At 67.0% G+C, this 19912-nt stretch carries 18 protein-coding genes and 1 tRNA gene; 10 read left to right on the top strand and 9 right to left on the bottom strand.

The window, feature by feature from the left end; translation table 11 throughout:
• Window positions 1-71: 71 nt before the first annotated feature.
• The 7 genes from BoBH3_RS13185 to map form a co-directional block, all read right to left on the bottom strand.
• Entirely contained in the window at window positions 72-821 is a 750-nt protein-coding gene (locus BoBH3_RS13185; protein ID WP_262331278.1) for a proteasome-type protease, read from the bottom strand.
• Window positions 822-885: 64 nt separating this feature from the next.
• Complete coding sequence (locus tag BoBH3_RS13180) at window positions 886-1713, bottom strand: transglutaminase family protein (RefSeq protein ID WP_262331277.1); 828 nt, start codon at window positions 1711-1713, stop codon at window positions 886-888.
• Between the two features lie 63 nt (window positions 1714-1776).
• On the bottom strand, window positions 1777-2718 hold the full coding sequence (locus BoBH3_RS13175; RefSeq protein WP_262331276.1) for an alpha-E domain-containing protein: 942 nt from the start codon (window positions 2716-2718) through the stop codon (window positions 1777-1779).
• A 76-nt stretch (window positions 2719-2794) separates the two neighbouring features.
• A complete protein-coding gene (locus BoBH3_RS13170) occupies window positions 2795-4210 on the bottom strand; it encodes a circularly permuted type 2 ATP-grasp protein (protein WP_262331275.1) in 1416 nt (471 codons plus the stop codon).
• Window positions 4211-4373: 163 nt separating this feature from the next.
• The gene (locus BoBH3_RS13165) at window positions 4374-4739 is read right to left on the bottom strand and encodes a DUF488 domain-containing protein (RefSeq protein WP_262331274.1); all 366 of its coding nucleotides are present in this window, start codon (window positions 4737-4739) and stop codon (window positions 4374-4376) included.
• An 8-nt stretch (window positions 4740-4747) separates the two neighbouring features.
• Window positions 4748-5503, bottom strand: coding sequence for a RadC family protein (gene radC / locus BoBH3_RS13160; protein WP_262331273.1), 756 nt, complete (start codon window positions 5501-5503; stop codon window positions 4748-4750).
• Window positions 5500-6324 carry a type I methionyl aminopeptidase gene (gene map / locus BoBH3_RS13155; RefSeq protein WP_262331272.1) on the bottom strand — a complete coding sequence of 275 codons (825 nt, stop codon included), beginning with the start codon at window positions 6322-6324 and terminating at the stop codon, window positions 5500-5502. The genes radC and map overlap by 4 nt, the downstream gene beginning before the upstream one ends.
• Before the next feature lie 110 nt (window positions 6325-6434).
• Between map and BoBH3_RS13150 the strand changes: the two genes are divergently transcribed.
• The 3 genes from BoBH3_RS13150 to gpt all read left to right on the top strand — a co-directional run bounded on the left by BoBH3_RS13150 (window position 6435) and on the right by gpt (window position 8713).
• A complete protein-coding gene (locus BoBH3_RS13150) occupies window positions 6435-7286 on the top strand; it encodes an FkbM family methyltransferase (RefSeq protein WP_262331271.1) in 852 nt (283 codons plus the stop codon).
• Window positions 7287-7311: 25 nt separating this feature from the next.
• Window positions 7312-8076: a competence/damage-inducible protein A gene (locus BoBH3_RS13145; RefSeq protein WP_262331270.1), complete on the top strand. Its 765-nt coding sequence runs from the start codon at window positions 7312-7314 to the stop codon at window positions 8074-8076.
• 127 nt (window positions 8077-8203) lie between these two features.
• A complete protein-coding gene (gene gpt / locus BoBH3_RS13140; protein WP_262331269.1) occupies window positions 8204-8713 on the top strand; it encodes a xanthine phosphoribosyltransferase in 510 nt (169 codons plus the stop codon).
• A 24-nt stretch (window positions 8714-8737) separates the two neighbouring features.
• Here gpt and BoBH3_RS13135 read toward each other — a convergent pair whose 3' ends face one another.
• On the bottom strand, window positions 8738-9631 hold the full coding sequence (locus BoBH3_RS13135; protein WP_262331268.1) for a DMT family transporter: 894 nt from the start codon (window positions 9629-9631) through the stop codon (window positions 8738-8740).
• A 256-nt stretch (window positions 9632-9887) separates the two neighbouring features.
• Between BoBH3_RS13135 and BoBH3_RS13130 the strand changes: the two genes are divergently transcribed.
• The 4 genes from BoBH3_RS13130 to BoBH3_RS13115 all read left to right on the top strand — a co-directional run bounded on the left by BoBH3_RS13130 (window position 9888) and on the right by BoBH3_RS13115 (window position 15406).
• Window positions 9888-12704 carry a phosphoenolpyruvate carboxylase gene (locus tag BoBH3_RS13130; RefSeq protein WP_410050598.1) on the top strand — a complete coding sequence of 939 codons (2817 nt, stop codon included), beginning with the start codon at window positions 9888-9890 and terminating at the stop codon, window positions 12702-12704.
• 198 nt (window positions 12705-12902) lie between these two features.
• Window positions 12903-14468 (top strand): AMP-binding protein, encoded by a 1566-nt coding sequence (locus tag BoBH3_RS13125; protein WP_262331267.1) that lies wholly within the window; start codon window positions 12903-12905, stop codon window positions 14466-14468.
• A gap of 129 nt (window positions 14469-14597) precedes the next feature.
• Window positions 14598-15254 carry a DUF1190 domain-containing protein gene (locus BoBH3_RS13120; RefSeq protein WP_262331266.1) on the top strand — a complete coding sequence of 219 codons (657 nt, stop codon included), beginning with the start codon at window positions 14598-14600 and terminating at the stop codon, window positions 15252-15254.
• A gap of 66 nt (window positions 15255-15320) precedes the next feature.
• Window positions 15321-15406, top strand: a tRNA-Leu gene (locus BoBH3_RS13115).
• Window positions 15407-15413: 7 nt separating this feature from the next.
• On the opposite strand, the gene BoBH3_RS13110 is transcribed toward BoBH3_RS13115, so the two are convergent.
• Entirely contained in the window at window positions 15414-16061 is a 648-nt protein-coding gene (locus tag BoBH3_RS13110) for a class I SAM-dependent methyltransferase (RefSeq protein ID WP_262331265.1), read from the bottom strand.
• A 112-nt stretch (window positions 16062-16173) separates the two neighbouring features.
• Here BoBH3_RS13110 and BoBH3_RS13105 point away from each other — a divergent pair, with 112 nt between their 5' ends.
• The 3 genes from BoBH3_RS13105 (at window position 16174) to chrA (ending at window position 19909) form a co-directional block, all read left to right on the top strand.
• A complete protein-coding gene (locus BoBH3_RS13105; RefSeq protein ID WP_262331264.1) occupies window positions 16174-17457 on the top strand; it encodes a hemolysin family protein in 1284 nt (427 codons plus the stop codon).
• Between the two features lie 227 nt (window positions 17458-17684).
• Window positions 17685-18518 carry a sulfurtransferase/chromate resistance protein gene (locus BoBH3_RS13100; RefSeq protein WP_262331263.1) on the top strand — a complete coding sequence of 278 codons (834 nt, stop codon included), beginning with the start codon at window positions 17685-17687 and terminating at the stop codon, window positions 18516-18518.
• Window positions 18515-19909 (top strand): chromate efflux transporter, encoded by a 1395-nt coding sequence (gene chrA / locus BoBH3_RS13095; protein WP_262331262.1) that lies wholly within the window; start codon window positions 18515-18517, stop codon window positions 19907-19909. Before BoBH3_RS13100 ends, chrA begins: the two co-directional genes overlap by 4 nt.
• The last annotated feature ends 3 nt before the right edge of the window (window positions 19910-19912 follow it).

Genomic DNA, 19912 nt, shown 5'->3' with positions numbered 1-19912 from the left:
TAGAGACCCGACTTAACAGCGCAATTATTGACATCCCGTTGCATCGATCGAACACATGATCAATTGTGCGATCAGCTTTCGGCCGGTCCGTAGGGTGGGCGGGGGATCGCCATATGCGCGGCCCGAAGCGCCGCCGACCAGCGCTCGCGCAGGTCGTGGAAATAGGGCTCGCCGGCCTCGATCCGGCGGTTTAGCTCAGGCTCCGGGGCGTCGCGCCGCATCACCAGCAGGTCGATCGGCAGGCCGACGCCGAGATTGGAGCGCATCGTCGAATCCATCGAGATCAGCCCGACCTTGAGCGCATCGTAGAGATGAGTCTTGAAGGTCACGGCGCGGTCGAGAATCGGCTTTCCGTATTTGTGCTCGCCGATCTGCAGGAACGGCGCATCGACACCGCATTCGATGAAGTTTCCGGCGCTGTAGATCATGAAGAGCCGCATCGGCTCGCCCTTGATCTGCCCGCCGAACAGCATCGAGATGTCGAACTTCACTCGCGCTTCGTCCAGCGCCGGGCCGTCGATCTCCCGGACATGGCGGATGCAGCTTCCGACCAGTTGGGCGGCGCGGAACATGGTCGGCGCGTTGTGGAGCGTGTCGATCTCGCCCGTTTCAGGGTTGGGCAGCCCTTCGTGCAGGAAGCTCACGACCGACTGGGTGATCGAAAGATTCCCGGCCGTCATCAGGCCGAAATTGCGCTCTCCGGGCCAAGAGAAGACATGGAGCTTGCGGAAGGTGGAGATGTCGTCGAGCCCGGCATTGGTGCGGGTGTCGGCGATCATCACGAGCCCATCCTGCACGAGGATTCCGGCGCAATAGGTCACAGTTTCCGTCCCTTGTAAGTCTTGTCGTTTGTAAGTCTTGGCGTCCTCCCGCGGGGAGGCGCGGTCACTGGTTGGCGAAGCGATTTTCGCTCTCATGGGCGCTGACGGCGACGTTGAGGTTCTCGCCCTCTCCGCCCTGGCGCGAGCCGCGCACCGGCGCGGCGTCAGCATAGTCCAGTCCTATGGCAACGCGGACATGGGTGTCGATCGGGCACAGGCCATTGGCACAGTCGAAGCCGATCCAGCCATAGTCGTCCAGATGCACCTCCGCCCAGGCATGGGCGCCGTTGGCATGGGGCAGGCTGTTCGACTGCGCGACATAGCCGGAGACGTAGCGCGCCGGCAGGCCGAGATGCCGGGCACCGGCCATGAAGACATGGGCGATGTCCTGGGCAATCGCCTCGCCCGCCGCGAAGGCTGCGGCTGCGCCGACGCCTTGCCGGCCGCTCGCCTCGACGCAGTCCATGCGGTCGCTGACGGCGGCCATCAGCGCATGCATCTGCGACAGCGGCGTGCCTGCGCCCGCCACGGCCGCGTCGGTGAAGCCGCGCAGCGCGTCGTCCTGCGCCGTCAGCAGCGTATCGCGCAGATAGACGTCGCAGGGCACACGCTCGGTGCCGCCACGGACCGCGCCGGCGAGATCGAGCGTCTCGACCAGTCCGTCGATGCGGATGGAGAGCGTGGAGATCGGCCCCTCCACGTAGAAGCTATGGACGATATTGCCGTGGGCATCCTTCGAGGCGCGCAGGCGACCGTCGACGCTCGGCTCGATGCGCCAGGACATGACGTGCTGGCCGTCATGGTCGCGCGGGGTCAGCCGCAGGATCTGCGTGATGTGGCGCGCCGGCTCCGCATATTCGTAGCCGATGGCGTGAGAGATCCTGATCCGCATGGTCCGGTCCGGGCGGTTACGGCAGGGATGCTCGGCCGGCAGGCCGCTTCGCAAGCCAGCCGCTCATTGCAGATACTGCTCTATGATGGTGTTGCCGAGGCGGTTGTTCTCGGTGATGAACTCCTCGATGAACTCATGCAGGCCATGGACGAAGATGTCGTCGATCTTGGTGTTGCTGAGGCCGCCGAGCGTCTTGCGGGCCTGCCGCTGGGCAGGGCCTTGCCGGCCATAGGCATCGCCGAGCAGATCGAGAAAGCGCGAGATGTTCTCGTAGCAGGCGGCCAGCGAGCGCGGCATGCGCCGATTGAGGATCAAGAGGTCGGCGACGAGGATGGGCTTCACCGCCTCGCGATAGACCCAGTGATAGGCCGTCAGCGCCGAGACCTCGCGCAGCACCGTGGTCCATTGGAAATAGTCGAGCGAGCCGCCGACCTGTTCGTCGGCCGGCAGCAGCACATGGTATTTCACGTCGAGGATGCGCGCGGTGTTGTCGGCGCGTTCGAGATAGACGCCGAGCCGCGAGAACCAGTAGCCGTCGTCGCGTAGCATCGTCCGATAGGCCGAGCCGTCGAAGGCCAGCGAGACATTCTTCACCCAGTCGAGGAAACGGGCGAATTCCTCGCGATCCATGCGCTTCTTCTCGAAGCGCTGCAGCTCCAGCCAGGCGCTGTTCAGCGCGTCCCACATCTCCGAGGTCAGCGCGGTGCGCACGGCCCGCGCATTGGAGCGCGCCTGGGCGAGGCAGTTGCGGATGGAGGAGGGGTTGTCCGGGTTGAAGGTCAGGAAGTCGCAGACATTGCGCTCGTTGGCCTCGCTATAGGCCTGTGCGAAGCCCTCCTCGCAACCGGCGGTCGAGACCGCGCTATGCCATTCCGTGCCGGCGCCGCCATAGGTGGTCGGCAGGTTGGTGAGGCGCGTCGTGGCGTCGAGGATACGGGCGAGGTACTCCGCCCGTTCGACATAGCGGGAGACCCAGTAGAGGCTGTCGGCGGTACGCGAAAGCATGGTCAGCGAATGCCTTTCCGCGACAGGAGCAGTGATTTGGCGGGCAGCGGTTTCATGGGGGGCGATATCGAGGCCATCATGCGTCGAGCACCCAGGTGTCCTTGGTGCCGCCGCCCTGGCTGGAATTGACGACGAGGGAGCCCTCCTTCAGTGCCACGCGCGTCAGTCCGCCCGGCACACAGGAGATGCCGTTGGCGCCGGAGAGCACATAGGGCCTGAGGTCGACATGGCGTGGTGCGACGCCGGACGCGACGAAGGTCGGGCAGGTCGAGAGCGCCAGCGTCGGCTGGGCGATGAAGCCTTCGGGCTGGGCCTTGAGCTTGCGGCGGAAGGTCTCGATCTGCGCCTTGTTGGCGTGGGGGCCGACCAGCATGCCGTAGCCACCGGAGCCGTTCACTTCCTTGACGACGAGCTTCTCCAGATTGTCGAGCACATAGGCGTTGGCCTCGGGCTCGCGGCATCTGTAGGTCGGCACGTTCTTCAGGATCGGCTCCTCGCCGGTGAAGAACTTCACGATCTCCGGCATGTAGCTGTAGACCGCCTTGTCATCGGCGACACCGGTGCCGACTGCGTTGCAGAGCGTGACGTTGCCGGCCTTGTAGGCCCCGATGATGCCCGGCACACCCAGAACCGAGTCGCCGCGGAAGACCAGCGGGTCGATGAAATCGTCGTCGATGCGCCGGTAGATCACGTCGACGCGCTTCGGCCCCTGGGTCGTGCGCATGTAGACGACGTCGTCCTTGACCAGCAGGTCGGAACCCTCGACCAGCTCGATGCCGAGCTTGTCGGCCAAGAAGGAGTGCTCGTAGAAGGCCGAGTTGTACTGGCCGGGCGTCAGCAGGCAGATCGTCGGGTCGGAGGACGCGCTGCGCGGCGCCACCGAGCGCAGCGTCGCGAGCAACTGGTCAGGGTAGTTATCGACCGGGGCCACGCGATGCGTGGCGAAGAGCTCGGGGAAGAGCCTGAGCATCACCTCCCGGTTCTCCAGCATGTAGGAGACGCCGGACGGCGTGCGGGCATTGTCTTCCAGCACGTAGAAGGTGTCGGCGTCGACGCGGACCACATCGATGCCGGCGATATGGCAATAGATGCCGTGCGGCACCTTGAAATCGACCATTTCGAGCTGGTAGCAGGCGTTCCGGTAGACCAGATCGGGCGGAATGATGCCGGCCTTCAGGCATTCCTTCGGCCCGTAGACATCGGCCAGGAACATGTTGAGCGCGGTGACGCGCTGGCGCAGGCCCTTCTCCAGCTTCTCCCATTCCGGCTTGATGAGAACGCGCGGGATGATGTCGAAGGGAATCAGCCGCTCGGTCGATTCCTCGTCGCCATAGACCGCGAAGGTGATGCCGATCCGGCGGAAGAACAGCTCCGCCTGGCTGCGCCTGAGCGCCAGCGTCTCGGCCGGCGTTTCCTTCAGCCAGCGGTCGAGGGCGCTGTAGGCCGATCTGAGTTCGGCCCCCGAGCCGGTCATTTCATCGAACGCGACCATGCAGCCCTTTTCCCCTTTTCGGCAGCCTATGCGCATTCGCCAGCGTTCGGGAAGAGGGGAGATGGTCAGGGAAAAATACCCATGTGCCTCATTGTTGGGCAGTCGCTCGGGTTTGCCGCGGCATTCCGCTGCGAGCCCTGAGGAAGCGGCCTGCCTATGCGGCTCAGGCGCGGTGGTTCCGCTGCTCTTCAAGCCAGAGCCGGAGAGCCTCTGCATTGTTGCGCTCCTCGTCCTTGGCCGCATAGAGCAGTGTGACGGGGCCGGCTTCCATCTTCGTGTCGAGGACGGCTAGCGCTGCCTCCGCCGCGGCGTCGCCAAGCTCGGCGGCATAGGCTGCGCGAAATTCCTCCCAGCGATCCGGCTTGCCGTGGAACTCCCGCCGCAGCGCGTCGCTGGGCGCGATGTCCTTGAGCCAGAGCCCGATCCTGTCCTTCGAGACGCCGCGCGGCCAGAGTCGGTCGACGAGGATGCGCGTGCCGTCTTCGGGCGCGGGCGGATCGTAGACGCGCTTGGTCGAAAGCTGCGCCATGACCGGAGCTAGATCAGCCCGAGGCTGCGGAAGCTCGCATGGCCGTCGCGGCCGACGACGATGTGATCGTGGATCGCGATGCCGAGCGGCTTGGCGATGTCGACCAGCTCCCGCGTCATCCGCATGTCGGCGCCGGACGGGGTCGGGTCGCCGGAGGGGTGATTGTGGACGAGGATGATCGCCGAGGCCGAAAGCTCCAGCGCCCGGCGCATCACTTCGCGCGGATAGACGGGCGTGTGATCGACTGTGCCGGTCTGCTGCACCTCGTCGGCGATCAGCGCGTTCTTCTTGTCGAGGAAGAGGATGCGGAACTGCTCACGCTCGGCGAAGGCCATCGCCATGCGGCAATAATCCAGCACTGAGGACCATGAGGACAGCACGGTGCGCTTGGCGACGGCGCCCCTGGCCATGCGTTGCAGCGCGGCTTCGACGACCTTGAGATCCAGCGCCACGCCTTCGCCGATGCCCTTGACTTCGGTCAGGCGATGGATCGGCGCGGCCAGCACCTCCGCGAAGGAGCCGAAGCGCTGGAGGAGCTCCTTGGCGAGGGGCTTGACGTCGCGCTGCGGGATCGAGCGGAAAAGCAGCAGCTCCAGCAGCTCATAGTCAGGCAGAGCCTCGGCGCCAGCATCCAGGAAGCGGGCGCGCAGCCGGTCGCGATGGCCGTGGTAGTGGGGCTGAGGGACGGAGGCCTCGGCAAAAGCCGCGGGCGAGGGCGCTTTGCGCGTTCCCTTGCCCCCAGCCTTGCCGACGGCGTCGCTCATCTGGCGGCGAGCGGATTGAAGAGCCCGGCGGGCGAGGCGGTGAATATCTCACAGCCCGTCTCGGTGACGCCGATCTGATGCTCGAACTGGGCCGAGAGCGAACGGTCCCGCGTCACGGCCGTCCAGCCGTCGGAGAGCACTTTCACGCCCGGCTTGCCGAGGTTGATCATCGGCTCGATCGTGAAGACCATGCCGGGCTTGAGCTCGACGCCTTCGCCGGGGCTGCCGTAATGCAGGATGTTCGGCGCGTCGTGGAAGAGCTGGCCGATGCCATGGCCGCAGAAGTCCCGCACCACCGAGCAGCGTTCGGCCTCGGCATAGCGCTGGATGGCGAAGCCGATATCGCCGGTGGTGGCACCGGCGCGCACGGCCTTGATGCCGCGCATCAGGCTCTCATGGGTAATCTCGACCAGCCGCTCGGCCTTCCGCGAGACCTCGCCGACGCCGTACATCCGGCTGGAATCGCCGTGCCAGCCGTCGACGATCAGCGTGTAGTCGATATTGACGATGTCGCCTTCGCGCAGCGGCTTGTCGTCAGGGATGCCGTGACAGACGACATGGTTGATCGAGGTGCAGATCGACTTGGTGTAGCCGCGGTAGAACAGCGTCGCCGGGTAGGCGCCGTTGTCCATGGCGAACTGGAAGGCGAGGTCGTCGAGGCGCTGCGTGGTGACGCCGGGCTTGACGTAGGAGCCGAGCATGTCGAGGCCTTCGGCCGTGAGTCGACCGGCCTTGTGCAGGGCCGCAAAAGCCTCGGGACCATGAATCTTGATAGCGGGCTCGCGCGAGCGCGAACGCCCCAAAGTTTCTTCAAATGTCATTGTGCGCGGAAAACTCCTCCGGCCCCTTTATCTATTGTCTTTGGCCGCTCGCGCAAGCGGGTTGCGCGAGCGGCTGGCGCAGGGGCGCGGCGAGGTGTATCAGGCGGCTCATGGCCATCACAGAACAGTCCCAGGCGGAAGAACAGCCCTTTGGCAGCTTCGCGCCGAAAGCCTATCTCTCCCGCATCATCGGCTGGACGCGCTCGGCGTCAGACAGCTTTCTCGGGCGCAAGGTCGCCTATGCGCTGCGTCGGATCGGCCTGCGCGCGCTCGACGGCGCGCCGGTCGACATCGAGTCGCTGGGGGCCCGGATGCGGCTCTATCCGGATGGCAACGTCTGCGAGAAGCGCGTGCTGTTCACGCCGCAATATTTCGATGCGACCGAGCGCGAGATGCTGGCCGCGAGGCTGCGCGAGGGCTTCACCTTCATCGATGTCGGCGCGAATATCGGCGCCTACTCGCTTTTCGTCGCGGCCCGCGCCGGGCGCGGAGCCCGCATCCTGGCGGTGGAGCCGCAGCCGGAAATCTTCGCGCGGCTTGCCTTCAACATCGCCCAGAACCCGTTCGGCACGGTCAAGGCCGTCGCCTGTGCGCTCGCCGACAAGCCGGGCGAGCTGACCCTGTTCATCGACACGGCCAATCGCGGCGAGTCGAGCGTCCGCATCGTCAATTCGAGCACGGCCAAGCCTATCAAGGTTCCGGCGATGACGCTGCTGGCGCTGGTCCAGGGCGAGGGCTACCAGCGCATCGATGCGATCAAGCTCGATGTCGAAGGGGCGGAGGACATCATCCTCGAGCCCTTCCTGCGGGATGCGCCGGAGTCGCTCTGGCCGGGCTTCGTCATCATCGAAGATTCGCGCCAGCGCTGGCAGAGCGATCTCGTCGGTCTGCTCAAGCGCAACGGCTACGAGCTCATCAAGCAGACGCGGCTGAACCTCGTCTTCGAGCGCAAGAGCGCCTGACTATCGCCTGAGAGGGGCACCGCCAATGACCGCCACGAAAGACAGCCTCTCCACAGCCATCGTCACGGCCGCCATCCTGGTCATCGGCGACGAGATCCTGTCCGGGCGGACCAAGGACAAGAACATCGGCTACATCGCCGAATACCTGACCAATATCGGCATCGAGCTGCGCGAGGTCCGGGTTGTGCCGGACATCACCGATGAGATCGTCGCGGCCCTCAACGCGTTGCGCGCCCGCTACACCTATGTCTTCACCACAGGCGGCATCGGGCCGACGCATGACGACATCACGGCGGATGCGGTCGCCGCCGCCTTCGGCGTCAGCATCGACCACGATCCCAGGGCGGTGGCGATGCTGGCGGAGCGCTTCTCGCCGGCCGATCTGAATGAGGCGCGGATGCGGATGGCGCGCATTCCGGCCGGCGCCGACCTCATCGCCAATTCGGTGTCGAAGGCGCCCGGCTTCAATATCGGCAATGTCTATGTGATGGCGGGCGTGCCGGCGATCATGCAGGCGATGCTCGACGTGGTCGGGCCGACGCTCAAGACCGGCCGCAAGGTGTTGTCCGATACGGTCCGCGCCGGGTTGCGCGAAGGCGATATCGGCGGGCCGCTTGCGCTGATCGCCGAGGCGCATTCGGGCGTCTCGATCGGTTCCTACCCGTTCTGGTCGGAGACGGGGCCGGACACCAACATCGTCGTCCGGTCGCGCGATGCGCAGAAGCTCGAAGCCGCCATGGCCGACGTCAAGGTCATGGTCGAGGCCGAGCGGGCTAAGCTCCTGAGCTGACGCCATTGCCCTGCAGCAGGCTGCGCTGGGGATTGCGAGCGCGAATCCTCTTGCCAGCCGCGCGCCGATAGGGTTTTCCGACGCGAGCGGCGATGCCTGTGCCGCGAGCATTCCGGAGCGCAGCGCCATGGCCGAACCGACCTCCAACAAGGCCTTCCCGGTCTCCTGGGACCAGTTCCATCGTGATGCCCGCGCGCTCGCGTGGCGGCTCGCCGAGAAGGGGCCCTTCGAGGCGATGGTCTGCATCACGCGCGGCGGCCTGGTGCCGGCGGCGATCATCTGCCGGGAACTTGGTCTGCGACTGATCGAGACGGTCTGCGTCGCGAGCTATCACGACTACAAGAACCAGTCCGAGCTCAAGGTGCTCAAGGACGTCGCGCCGAACATCAAGGAGATCGGCGACGGCATGGGCAAGGGCGTGCTCGTGGTCGACGACCTGACCGACACCGGCAAGACCGCCCGCGTGGTGCGCGAGATGCTGCCGAACGCGCATTTCGCCACGGTCTATGCGAAGCCCGCCGGCGTGCCGATGGTGGACACCTTCATCACCGAAGTCAGCCAGGACACCTGGATCTATTTCCCCTGGGACATGGGGCTTTCCTATGTCGAGCCGATCGCCAAGGGGCATCAGGGCTGAGGCAACCGCCCAAGGGGCCGGCGTTCACCCCGCCGAGGGCGAGCGGAAGGCGATCGCCATGCCCGTCACAGCCACGGCCATCCCGATGAGTTCGGCCGGCGTCGGCGTTTCGGCCAGCAGCATTGCGCTTGCGGCCGTGGTGACAACCGGGACGAGAGGCAGAAAGAGCGTCGCTCTGGCGGCGCCGAGAAGTTCGATGGCGCGGGCATAGAGATAAAGCGCGACCACGCCGACGAGCACGCCCTGATAGGCCGCCTGCAGCGCGATCTCGGCCAAGGGTACCCGCAGCAGGTTGACCGGCAGGGCCAGCACGAGCAGAGGCAGCAAGGGCACCGAGAGCAGGCAGGAGGCCGCGGTGACCTCGACCGAGCTCACCTTCCAGCGTTTTGCCAGTAGCCCGAAGATCGACCACATCAGCGCCACGAGCACGAAGAGCAGATCTCCGATCCAGGCATCGGGCCGGGACGGAGCCGCGGCGAGCGCGTCGCGGGAGAAGATCGCGATGCCGAGGATGATGACGCCGAGGCCGACCATCCGCATGCGCCCGGCGCGCTCGCCCGTCACCAGGAACACCAGCACGGCCGTGAAGACCGGGATCAAGCCGGGCGAGATGACCGCGCTGTGCAGGGCCGGAGCGAAGACAGCGCCGCCGACGAGGACGAGGCTGTAGGGCGGCCCGACCAGCAGCACCACGACCCAGGCGCGCCGCCAGCCGAGAGAGCCTGTTGGGAATGGGCGCATGTTCCACAGGGCCCAGGGCAGCAGCGCGGCCGCCGCTGCGACAAAGCGCAGAATCGTCACGTCCGCTGGCGCGAGCCCGATCAGCATGGCGTGGCGCGTGACGACCGATTGCACCCCCCAGATGAGCGCGGTCGCGAGCCCACAGAGGAGCCCTAACCATTGCGTGCGGGAGGTCATGATGTCGTGAGGCTTTCGGAGGGCGATAAAGCGGGAGGGAAGAGGCCCGCCGCTATGCCCGTGCCGCGAAAGGCCGGCAACCCGCCTCGGAGACGAGGCCGGAATGCTTCTGCCGCAGGCGGCTCGCGCCTGAAAATGACGCAACGTCAACATTCGCGATGCTTGCCGGCCCGGCTTTCCGATGATGCAATGCAGCGAAGCCTTGCCGTGAAGGCGCGAGCCGCGGCCATGGCCGGGCGGAGCGTGGAGGCTGGCGATGACCGGAATGACCGCGAAGAACAAGGCTTCCGTCCCTGACATTGCTACGCTCGCCGAGGAGTTGCTGATCCGCATCGAGAAGGCGCGCCGCGATTCCCGCGACGACCCCTTCGGCAACCCGATCCTGCGGGTGACGCTCTGGCTGACCCGGTTGATGGATCGCGGCGAGCTGACGGCCGAGGGCGCGGGTGAGCTGGTCCGCCATCTCGGACGGCAGGCTCTGCGCCAGCGTGCGGGCCGCGTCTCGCGCTATGTCGGGCTCGACAGGAACGAGGCCGGCGTCTTCGCCACCTTGGCAGCCGAGGCGGCCTCGACGGCGGGCTCCTTCGAGGATTTCCGGCAGGCGACGGAGCGCACGCGTTTCGCCGCCGTGTTCACCGCCCATCCGACCTTCGGCATGACGCGCCAGCTCTGCCATGCGCTCGCCGATCTCGCTTCGGGAGGGACGCAAGGCGAGGCGGTCTTCGAAGCGCCGGAACTGACCTTCCGCCCCGATGGCCGGATCACCTTGCAGGACGAGTTCGAGCAGGCACGCTACGCCGTGCGCCATGCCCGCGATGCCATCGACCGGCTCAACGCGGCCATCTTCACCGAGGCGCGCGAGCGCTGGCCCAAGGAGTGGACCGCGTTCGCGCCGAAGCCGGTGACGCTCGCCTCCTGGGTCGGCTGCGACACGGACGGGCGCACCGATATCGGCTGGTGGGACACGTTGCGCTACCGGCTGGAATCGAAGCGCGGCCAGTTCGCCCGCATCCTCGAAAAGCTGCCGCAGGTGCCGGCCGCCGATGGCGTGCGCAGGCTGGTCGGTGAGGCGCTGGCGGCCGTGGAAAGCCAGTTGGCTTTGGCGCCAGCGATCGGCACGCAGCCTTCGCTGCCGGCTTTGCAGGCTTTCGCCCTGTCGCTGGTGAAGGAGCGCGCGACGGCGCTGCCGGAGGCCTCTGGCCTGATCGCGGCGCTCGACAAGGCGCTGGCGGAAGCCCCGGAGGATGCGAAGCTCGATCTGGCGCTGATCCGGGCGGGCTGCGTCGCCCATGGCGTCTCGATCGCGCTGCCGCATTTCCGGCTCAACGCTTCGCAGCTTCATAATGCGCTGCGCAGCGTGATCCCGCTCGAAGAGGAGCCGGAGCAGCCGGCGCAGCGGCGCGCTTTCCTGGCCGCTGCCAACAATGCACTGGCACAGGTCGAGCCGGTGGCGGTGGATTTCGGCGCGCTCGCGGCCGAGCGCGCCTCGGCCACGCGGATGATGATGACGATCGCGCAGATCGTGAAGCATCTCGACGGCTCGAAGCCGGTGCGCTTCCTGATCGCGGAGACCGAGACCGGCTACACGCTGCTCTGCGCGCTCTGGCTCGCGAGCCGCTTCGGCATCGCCGACCGGATCGAGATCTCGCCGCTGTTCGAGACCTCGGATGCGCTGGAGCAGGGGCCGCGCATCATCGACGAGGCGCTGCGCAGCCCGCATTTCCGCGAGTACCTGAAGCAGCACGGCCGGCTCTGCATCCAGTTCGGCTACTCCGATTCCGGCCGCTATATCGGGCAGGTGGCATCGACCTTCTGGGTCGAGCGGTTGCGCATCCGCATCTGCGAGCTGCTCGCCCGCTACAAGCTCCAGGATGTCGAGCTGGTCATCTTCGACACCCATGGCGAGTCGGTCGGGCGCGGGGCTCATCCCGGCAGCCTGGCGGATCGCTTCGCTTATCTCGACCCTGCCTTCGCGCGGCAGGCCTTCGCCAAGGCCGGTATCCGGACCGTGCGCGAGACGAGCTTCCAGGGCAGCGACGGCTATCTGCTGTTCGGCACGCCGCAGCTTGCGGGGGCCACCGTCGGGCGCATCGCGGAAGCTGTCTTCGCCTCGTCGGAGAGCGCGCCCGATCCGATCTATGACGAGCCGGATTTCGCGAGCGAGTTCTTCCAGACCGTGCGCGAAGAAATGAACGTCCTCGTCGACGATCCGGGCTATGCCGCGCTGATCGGCACCTTCGGCCCCTCGCTGCTCGACAAGACCGGCTCGCGCCCGGCGGCGCGGCAGAGCGATGCCGGCGGGCCGACGCGTATCCGCCACCCGCGCGAGCTGCGCGCCATCCCCAACAACGCCATCCTGCAGCAGCTCGGCTGGATGGCGAACAGCATGCACGGCATCGGCCATGCCGCCTCGCGCTCCCCCGACCTGTTCCGCCAGATGCGCGACCGCTCCGAGCGCTTCGACAGGGCCTATCGCCTCGCCGCCGCCGCCATGGCCAACAGCGACCTCGACGTGCTGCGCGCCTATCTCGACTCGCTCGACCCCGGAAGCTGGTTCGACCGGGCGCGGCGCACGGTGCGCGATGGACGGCGGGAGGAACTGCTGGCGGTGGCGGAGGCGCTCTCGCGGCTGGAGCTGGCGCCGGCGCTGCGCCGGCTGTTCTGGCGGCTTTCGGCCGATGCGCTGAAGCTCAAGGCCGTGGCGGAGGACGTGCCCGAGATGCCGGTCAGGCTCGCGGCGCTGCATGCGCTGCGGCTGGCGGCCATGCACCGCATCTGGCTCGCCTTCGCCCATATCCCGGATTTCCGCCCGCATGCGGGGCTGACGCGCGAGGCGCTGGTCGAGCGGCTGCTCAGGCTCGACGTGCCGGCCTGCCTCGCGCTGATGGCCGAAATCTTCCCGCAGGCGCCCGATCCGACCGTGGGGCTCGATTTCGGCGAGCCGCCCGGCCCGCGCGAGGGTGGCACCTATGAGGGGCTGCATCGCGACATCTTCGCGCCGATGCTGGCCCAGTTCGAGCTGATCCGCGAGATTTCCGGCGCGATCCAGCATGAGATCGGGGCGTTCGGGTAGGGGTGAAGCAGGTGTTCAGCGCGTCATGCTCGGGCTTGACCCGAGCATATCAGGCCGGAAGAGGCGCCTTATGCTGCAAGAGATTCTCGGGTCTACGCTTCGCTTCGCCCGAGAATGACGGCTGCTCTCCGTTGAAACCCGCGCCGATCTCATTAGGTTGACCCCCGAGGAAACGCCGACCCGGAAGGGGCACCGGACATGGCCGTCAACAGCTTCGACGCCGCAGCGTCGCGGATCACCGTCTTCCGCGCGCTGCTCCAGACCGTGGCGCGGCATGGCCGCGGGCGCATCGCGCTTGAAGATCCGGAGCGCAAGCCGGTCAGCTACGGCAATCTCGTGCTGGGCGCTCTGGTGCTCGGCCGCAAACTCGCGGCGCTGACGAAGCCGGGCGAGCATGTCGGCGTGCTGCTGCCGAACATGCAGGGCATGGCGGTGACGCTGTTTGCGCTCTTCGCCTACGGCCGCGTACCGGCCATGCTCAACTTCACGGCGGGCGTCCGCAATCTCAGGGCAGCGGGCGAGCTGGCGCAGCTCAAGATCATCCTGACCTCGCGCCGCTTCGTCGACCAGGGCAAGCTCGACGACGAGATCGCGGCGCTGGGGGAGGGGCGGCGGATCGTCTATCTCGAAGACATCCGCAAGCAGCTCACCAGCCTCGACAAGGCGCTCGGCGCCCTGATGAGCCTCGCGCCGGGGCTGGCGCACCGCGCCTATGAGGCAAAGCCCGACGATCCGGCTGTTGTCCTCTTCACCTCGGGCACGGAGGGCAGGCCGAAGGGCGTGGTGCTGAGCCATGCCAATCTCGTCTCGAACGCCAGGCAGGTCTTCGCCCATGCCGGCGGGGCGATCTCGGAGCGGGACGTGTTCATGAACCCACTGCCGGCGTTTCATTCCTTCGGCCTGACGGCGGGGATGATGGTGCCGCTGCTGCACGGGATGAAGGTCGTGCTCTATCCGAGCCCGCTGCACTACAAGCAGGTGCCGAAGCTGATCGGCGAGACGAAGGCGACCTTCCTGCTCGCGACCGACACGTTTTTGCAAGGTTATGCTCGCGCCGCGGATGCCAACGATCTCGGCAGCGTGCGCTACGTCGTGGCCGGGGCCGAGCGGGTGAAGCCCGATACGCGCCGGATGTGGGAGCCCTATGGCACCACCATCCTCGAAGGCTATGGCTGCACCGAATGCTCGCCGGTGCTGGCCGTCAACACGCCGGCTGCTATCCGTGAGGGAACCGTCGGCAAGCTCCTGCCGGCGATCGAGGCGAAGCTGGAACCGGTCGAGGGCATCCATGAGGGCGGGCGGCTCACCGTGCGCGGGCCGAACGTCATGCTCGGCTATCTCGACCCCGAGCAGCCCGGCCGCGTCGTCCCGCCCGAAGGCGGCTGGCACGATACCGGCGACATCGTCGTGCTCGACGATGGCTTCGTCGCGATCCGCGGCCGCGCCAAGCGCTTCGCCAAGCTCGGTGGCGAGATGGTCTCGCTGGCGGCGGTGGAGAGCATGGTCGCGAAGGTCTGGCCGGACCAGAACCATGTCGTCGTCGGTCTGCCCGATCCGCGCAAGGGCGAGCAGCTTGTCCTCGTCACCGAGAAGCCCGATGCCGATCGCGCGGCGCTGCAGGAGGCAGCGAAGGCGGAGGGCTTCCCTGAGCTCTGGGTGCCGCGCGCGATCCTGGTGACGCAGGCGATCCCAGTGCTGGGCAATGGCAAGATCGATTATGGCTCGACGCGGGAGTTGGCCGCATCACGCCGCGCGCTGCTCTAAAGCATAGGACCGAATACCGTATTCGGCCGATGCTTCAGCTCTTTGATTGTGCATCGATTTTATCCGAAAACCGCATTCCACCTTTCGGGGCGATGCTTTAAAGCCATAATCATCATGCTCTTACGCGCCATGATGATTCCGGCTTCGATCCTCGCCACGCTTCGCGTCGCCACGCTCGCGCCCGTCCTTTCTCTCGCAAACCCGGCCGATCTCGCCGCTCAATCGCCGGCTGCGACCTATGTGCGCCGCGACGAATGCATCGAGGCGGGGCGGCTGACCGCCGAGCAATGCGAGTTCGCCTATCGCAACGCCAGGGCCGAGTTCGAGCAGCGCGCGCCACGCTACGCCTCGCGGGCGGCCTGCGAGCGCAGCCACAAGCGCTGCGGGGCGCAGATCGTCTCCTCCGGCGGCTGGGAATCCTTCGGCAAGGGCGGGGCGAGCTATGTGCCGCGCTTCATCGGCGTGAGAGTGACGGGCGAGGGCGCCGCGCGGCGGGCGCTGCCCGTGGTCGAGGGCAGCGCCAAGGTCGCCTTCGTCGGGCGGCCGGTGACGGAGCTGCAGGACAAGGTCGCGGGGCGGGCGGGTGTCGTCGGGCTCGCCAGCAGCGCCGGGCGCGGCGGTCATCGCCATGCCGGCCAGCCCTCGGGCACCTATGTCAAGCGAGGCGACCGCGACGACACGGTGCCGGTGCCGATGGAACAGAAGGCGATCGGCTCCGACGTGGCGCCCGGCCTCTATGTCGATCCCGACGGGGTCGAGTGGTACAAGCCGGCGCATCGGCGCTGAGCTTTCGCTGACGACGCTCTGCGGCGCTTGCACGTCGGCCATCCGGCCGCTACCGCTCTCATCCACGCGGACGTGGCGAAACTGGTAGACGCAAGAGACTTAAAATCTCTCGCCCTTTGGGTATGCGGGTTCGATCCCCGCCGTCCGCACCATTGTCTGTCAGCGCTTTCTGAAAATCAGGCTGAGATTGTTCGCCGGCATCTCGATGACCTGCGCGGCATTGAAGCCGTTGTTGGCGGCGAGGGCTTCGACGGCTTCGAGATCGCGCAGGCCCCATTCGGCATTGCGGCTGCGCAGGCTTTCGTCGAATGCGGCGTTGCTCGGCTCGAGTGGCTGGCCGGGGCGGCGGTAGGGGCCGTAGAGGTAAAGCGGGCTTCCGGGCTTCAGCAAACGCCCTGCCTGGCGGAAGAGGCCCGCGGTCGCGCGCCAGGGCGAGATATGGACCATGTTGATGCAGAGAACGGCGTCGGCGGCTGCGATCGGCCATTGCGGCATTCCGGCGTCGAGCAGGAGCGGTGGCAGGATGTTGGGAAGCCCTGATTCCCCTATCCAGGCCGCGATGCTCTCGATCGCTTCGGGAGTGGGATCGCTCGGCTGAAAGGTCAGGGCCGGCAGGGCCGACGCGAAATGGACGGCATGTTCGCCGGAGCCGCTGGCGACCTCCAGCACGAGCCCGGCCGCCGGCAGAACGTCGCGCAGGACCGCCAGGATCGCATCGCGGTTGCGCAGGGCGGAAGGCGCGCGCAGGCGCGGATCGGCGGCGGATCGCTCGTCCTGCGTCGGCTGCCAGAAGCTCGGCTTGCTCATCATTCGCTCACGAAATCTTTCGCCCGCCCCATCGCGTTAGGGCAGCGATCCGCTATAAGGGGCCTGGAAGTGGGCTGCCATATGTCGCGGCTTCACAGCAAGCAGGCTGGTTTTGTTAACCGAAATCCTGATCGTCGTGGCGCTGACGATCGTCAATGGTCTCCTCGCCATGTCGGAACTCGCCGTGGTCTCTTCGCGCCCGGCGCGCCTCAAGGTTCTTAGCGATCAGGGAAGCAGGGGCGCCGCGACCGCGATGCGCCTCGCCAATGATCCCGGTCGCTTTCTCTCCAGTGTCCAGATCGGCATCACGCTCGTCGGCGTGCTCTCCGGCGCCTTCTCGGGCGCGACGCTCGGCACGCGCCTGTCCGAATGGCTCGGCACCCAAGGCCTTTCGCCTTCGGTCTCCGACACCCTCGGCGTCGGTCTCGTCGTGGTGGCGATCACCTATCTTTCGCTGATCCTCGGCGAACTGGTGCCCAAGCAGGTCGCGCTGCGCGATCCGGAGCGCGTTGCGGCGCGTGTGGCGCCGGCCATGTCGCTGGTGGCCAAGATCGGCGCGCCGGTCGTCTTCCTGCTCGATGTCTCGGGCAAGGCGGTGCTGGCGCTGCTCGGGCAGAAGGGCGAATCGGAGGAAAGGGTCACCGAAGAGGAGGTCCGTACCATCATCGCCGAGGCCGAGACGGCCGGCGTGCTGGAGCGCGACGAGCGCGAGATGATCGCCGGCGTCATGCGACTGGCCGATCGCTCGGCGCGCGCGCTGATGACGCCGCGCCGTGAGGTCGAGGTCATCGATCTTTCCGACAGCCTGGAGCAGATTCGCGAGGAGCTTCGCGCAACGCGCCGCTCGCGCCTGCCGGTCCAGGACGGCGAGGCGGACTCGATCACCGGCGTGGTCCTTGTGAAGGACCTGATCGATTTCCTCTCCGCCAGCGATGGCGACCTGCAGGGTCTGCGCGCGCATGTGCAGGAGGCGCCGATCGTGATGGACACCGCCGACTCGCTGCATGTGTTGCGCGAAATCCGCGCGAGCCGCGTCCACATGGCGCTGGTCTTCGACGAGTACGGCCATTTCGAGGGCATCATCACGCCGGGCGACGTTCTGGAGGCGATCATCGGCGCCTTCCAGGAGGAGGAGGAGAGCGAGCAGGCCATCGTCACGCGGGCAGACGGCTCCTATCTCGTCGCCGGCTGGATGCAGGTCGACGAGTTCTCGCATGAGCTCGGCATCCAGATCCCGCGCGATGCCGATTTCCAGACGGTCGCCGGCTTCGTGCTCGCCGAGATGAACCACCTGCCGAATGTCGGCGAGACTTTCGACAAGGGGCATTGGCGCTTCGAGATCGTGGATCTCGACGGCCGCCGCATTGACAAGATCCTGGTCAGCCGGATCGATTGAGCCAGAGCGCGCTGACGTTGCGCGGAAACACGACGTCATCCCGGATCTTCGCTTCGCTGCGTCCGGGATGACATGCGGTTCCGTGATGGGGCAGCAGCCTCTTGATCGCCGGTGTTGACGGCGGCGGATCACCCATGGTGTAAATCCCGCAAGGGGTTCATCGCGACAACCCCGTGAGGCCACGGCCAAACGATCGCGTCCAGCTTCCTAATCTTAGGATGGACGCCATGTCTTCCAACGAACAGATCACTGTTGCTCAGCTTGCGCGGCTCGTCGGATTGCCTGACGCGCCGACGATCATCGATGTCCGGATCGACGAGGATGTCGATGCCGATCCGACCTTCCTGCCGGCGTCACAGCGCCGCAGCCATCGCGACGTCGCCGACTGGGCGCCGCTCTACGGTGACCACAGGCGCGTGGTCGTCGTCTGCCATCGGGGGCAGAAGCTCAGCGAAGGGGTCGCGGCCTGGCTGCGGCACGCAGGCATTTCGGCCGAGACGCTTGAGGGCGGGCATGTCGCGTGGCGGCAGGCCGGGGGGCTCGTGTTCTCGCCGGCCCTTCTGCCGCCCCGCGGGCGATCCGGTGGCAGCGTCTGGGTCACGCGGGCGCGGCCGAAGGTCGACCGCATCGCCTGTCCCTGGCTCATCCGGCGCTTCGTCGACAGCGAGGCTGTCTTTCTCTTCGTCGCGTCTCCAGAGGTGCAGGCGGTTGCGGAGCGCTTCGATGCCACGCCCTTCGATGTCGAGGGCGTGTTCTGGAGTCATCGCGGGCCTCGTTGCACGTTCGACATCATGATCGAGGAGTTTGGGCTGAAATCGCCGGCGCTCGACGCGCTGGCTCTGATCGTCCGGGCGGCCGATACCGCGACGCTCGAGGCCGAGCCCCGCGCCGCAGGGCTGCTGGCCGCATCACTGGGACTTTCGCGGATGTTCAAGCACGATCTCGATCAGCTGGAAGCCGGGATGCTGCTCTATGACGCCTTCTATCGCTGGTGCCGGGATGCGAGCGAGGAGACGCATAACTGGCCGGCCGCACGCCCTACGGGGGAGGCCCGGTCATGAACATCGCAAGCAAGGTCGCCGTCGAGCGGGCGGACGAGCGCCTGCCGAGCTTCGGTGAGGCCACCCGCGTCTGGGCGCGCATCGGCCTTTTGTCCTTCGGTGGGCCTGCGGGGCAGATCGCGCTGATGCACCGGGAGCTGGTCGAGGAACGGCGCTGGATTGGCGAGGAGCGCTTCCTGCATGCGTTGAACTACTGCATGCTCCTGCCGGGACCGGAAGCGCAGCAGCTCGCCGTCTATATCGGCTGGCTGCTGCACCGCACGCTGGGCGGGCTGATCGCCGGCCTGCTGTTCGTCCTGCCCGGCGCGCTGGTGATGCTGGGGCTCAGCATTCTCTATGTCACGCTGCGCCATGTCCCGCTGGTCGACGGGTTGTTCTTCGGCGTGAAGGCGGCGGTGCTCGCCATCGTGATCGAGGCGGGTGTCAGGATCAGCCGCCGGGCGCTGCGCAACGGCGCGATGGTGGCGGTCGCGGCGGCCGCCTTCATTCTGCTCTTTCTGTTCAAGGTGCCGTTTCCGGCGATCATCCTGGGCGCCGGTTTCGTCGGCTGGCTCGGCCACCGCATCCGGCCGGACTGGTTCGGCAACGGCTCTCGCCACGGCGCGGCGGGGCCCGCGAGCGTCGGGCTCATCGACGGGCTGCTGGCGCGAGGCGAGCTGGCGCATGTCCGGCCGAGCGCGGCGAAGGCCATCGCGGTCCTCGCCGTCTGGCTGCCGCTCTGGCTTGGCCCCGTGGCGCTGCTGTGGCTCTTGACTGGGTCGGGCAGCGTCTGGACGCAGATCGGCAGCTTCTTCAGCACGATGGCGGTGGTGACCTTCGGAGGCGCCTATGCGGTACTGGCCTATGTCGCGCAGGCGGCGGTCGACGGTTTCGGCTGGCTGAAGCCCGGCGAGATGCTGGATGGGCTCGGCCTCGCCGAGACGACGCCGGGGCCGCTGATCCTCGTGCTGCAATTCGTCGGCTTCCTCGCCGGCTTCCGCGCTCCGGGGAGCCTGCCCCCGCTCCTGGCGGGCAGTTTCGGCGCATTGCTGACGCTCTGGGTCACCTTCGCGCCCTGCTTCCTCTGGATCTTCCTCGGTGCGCCTTACGTCGAGGCGCTACGCGGCAACCGTGGCCTTTCGGCTGCACTGGGGGCGATCACGGCGGCGGTGGTCGGCGTCATCGCCAACCTCGCGCTCTGGTTCGGCTTGCATGTGCTGTTCCACGAGGTCCGCAGCATGGCGATCCTCGGGCTCGAGCCGGACCTGCCGGTACTGGCCTCGCTGGACTGGCGCGCCGCGCTACTCTCGGCTGCGGCGGCCATCATGCTGCTGCGCTTCAAGCTGGGCATGATGCCGGTGCTGGCGGCCTGTGCGGTCGCTGGCGTCCTGCTCAAAGGCGGACTTGGCTGAGGT

This window comes from Allobosea sp. BH3 (assembly GCF_025499465.1).
GTDB lineage: Bacteria > Pseudomonadota > Alphaproteobacteria > Rhizobiales > Beijerinckiaceae > Allobosea.
The sequence above is the reverse complement of the archived record's forward strand: the minus strand, read 5'-3'. Positions and strand labels throughout refer to the sequence as shown.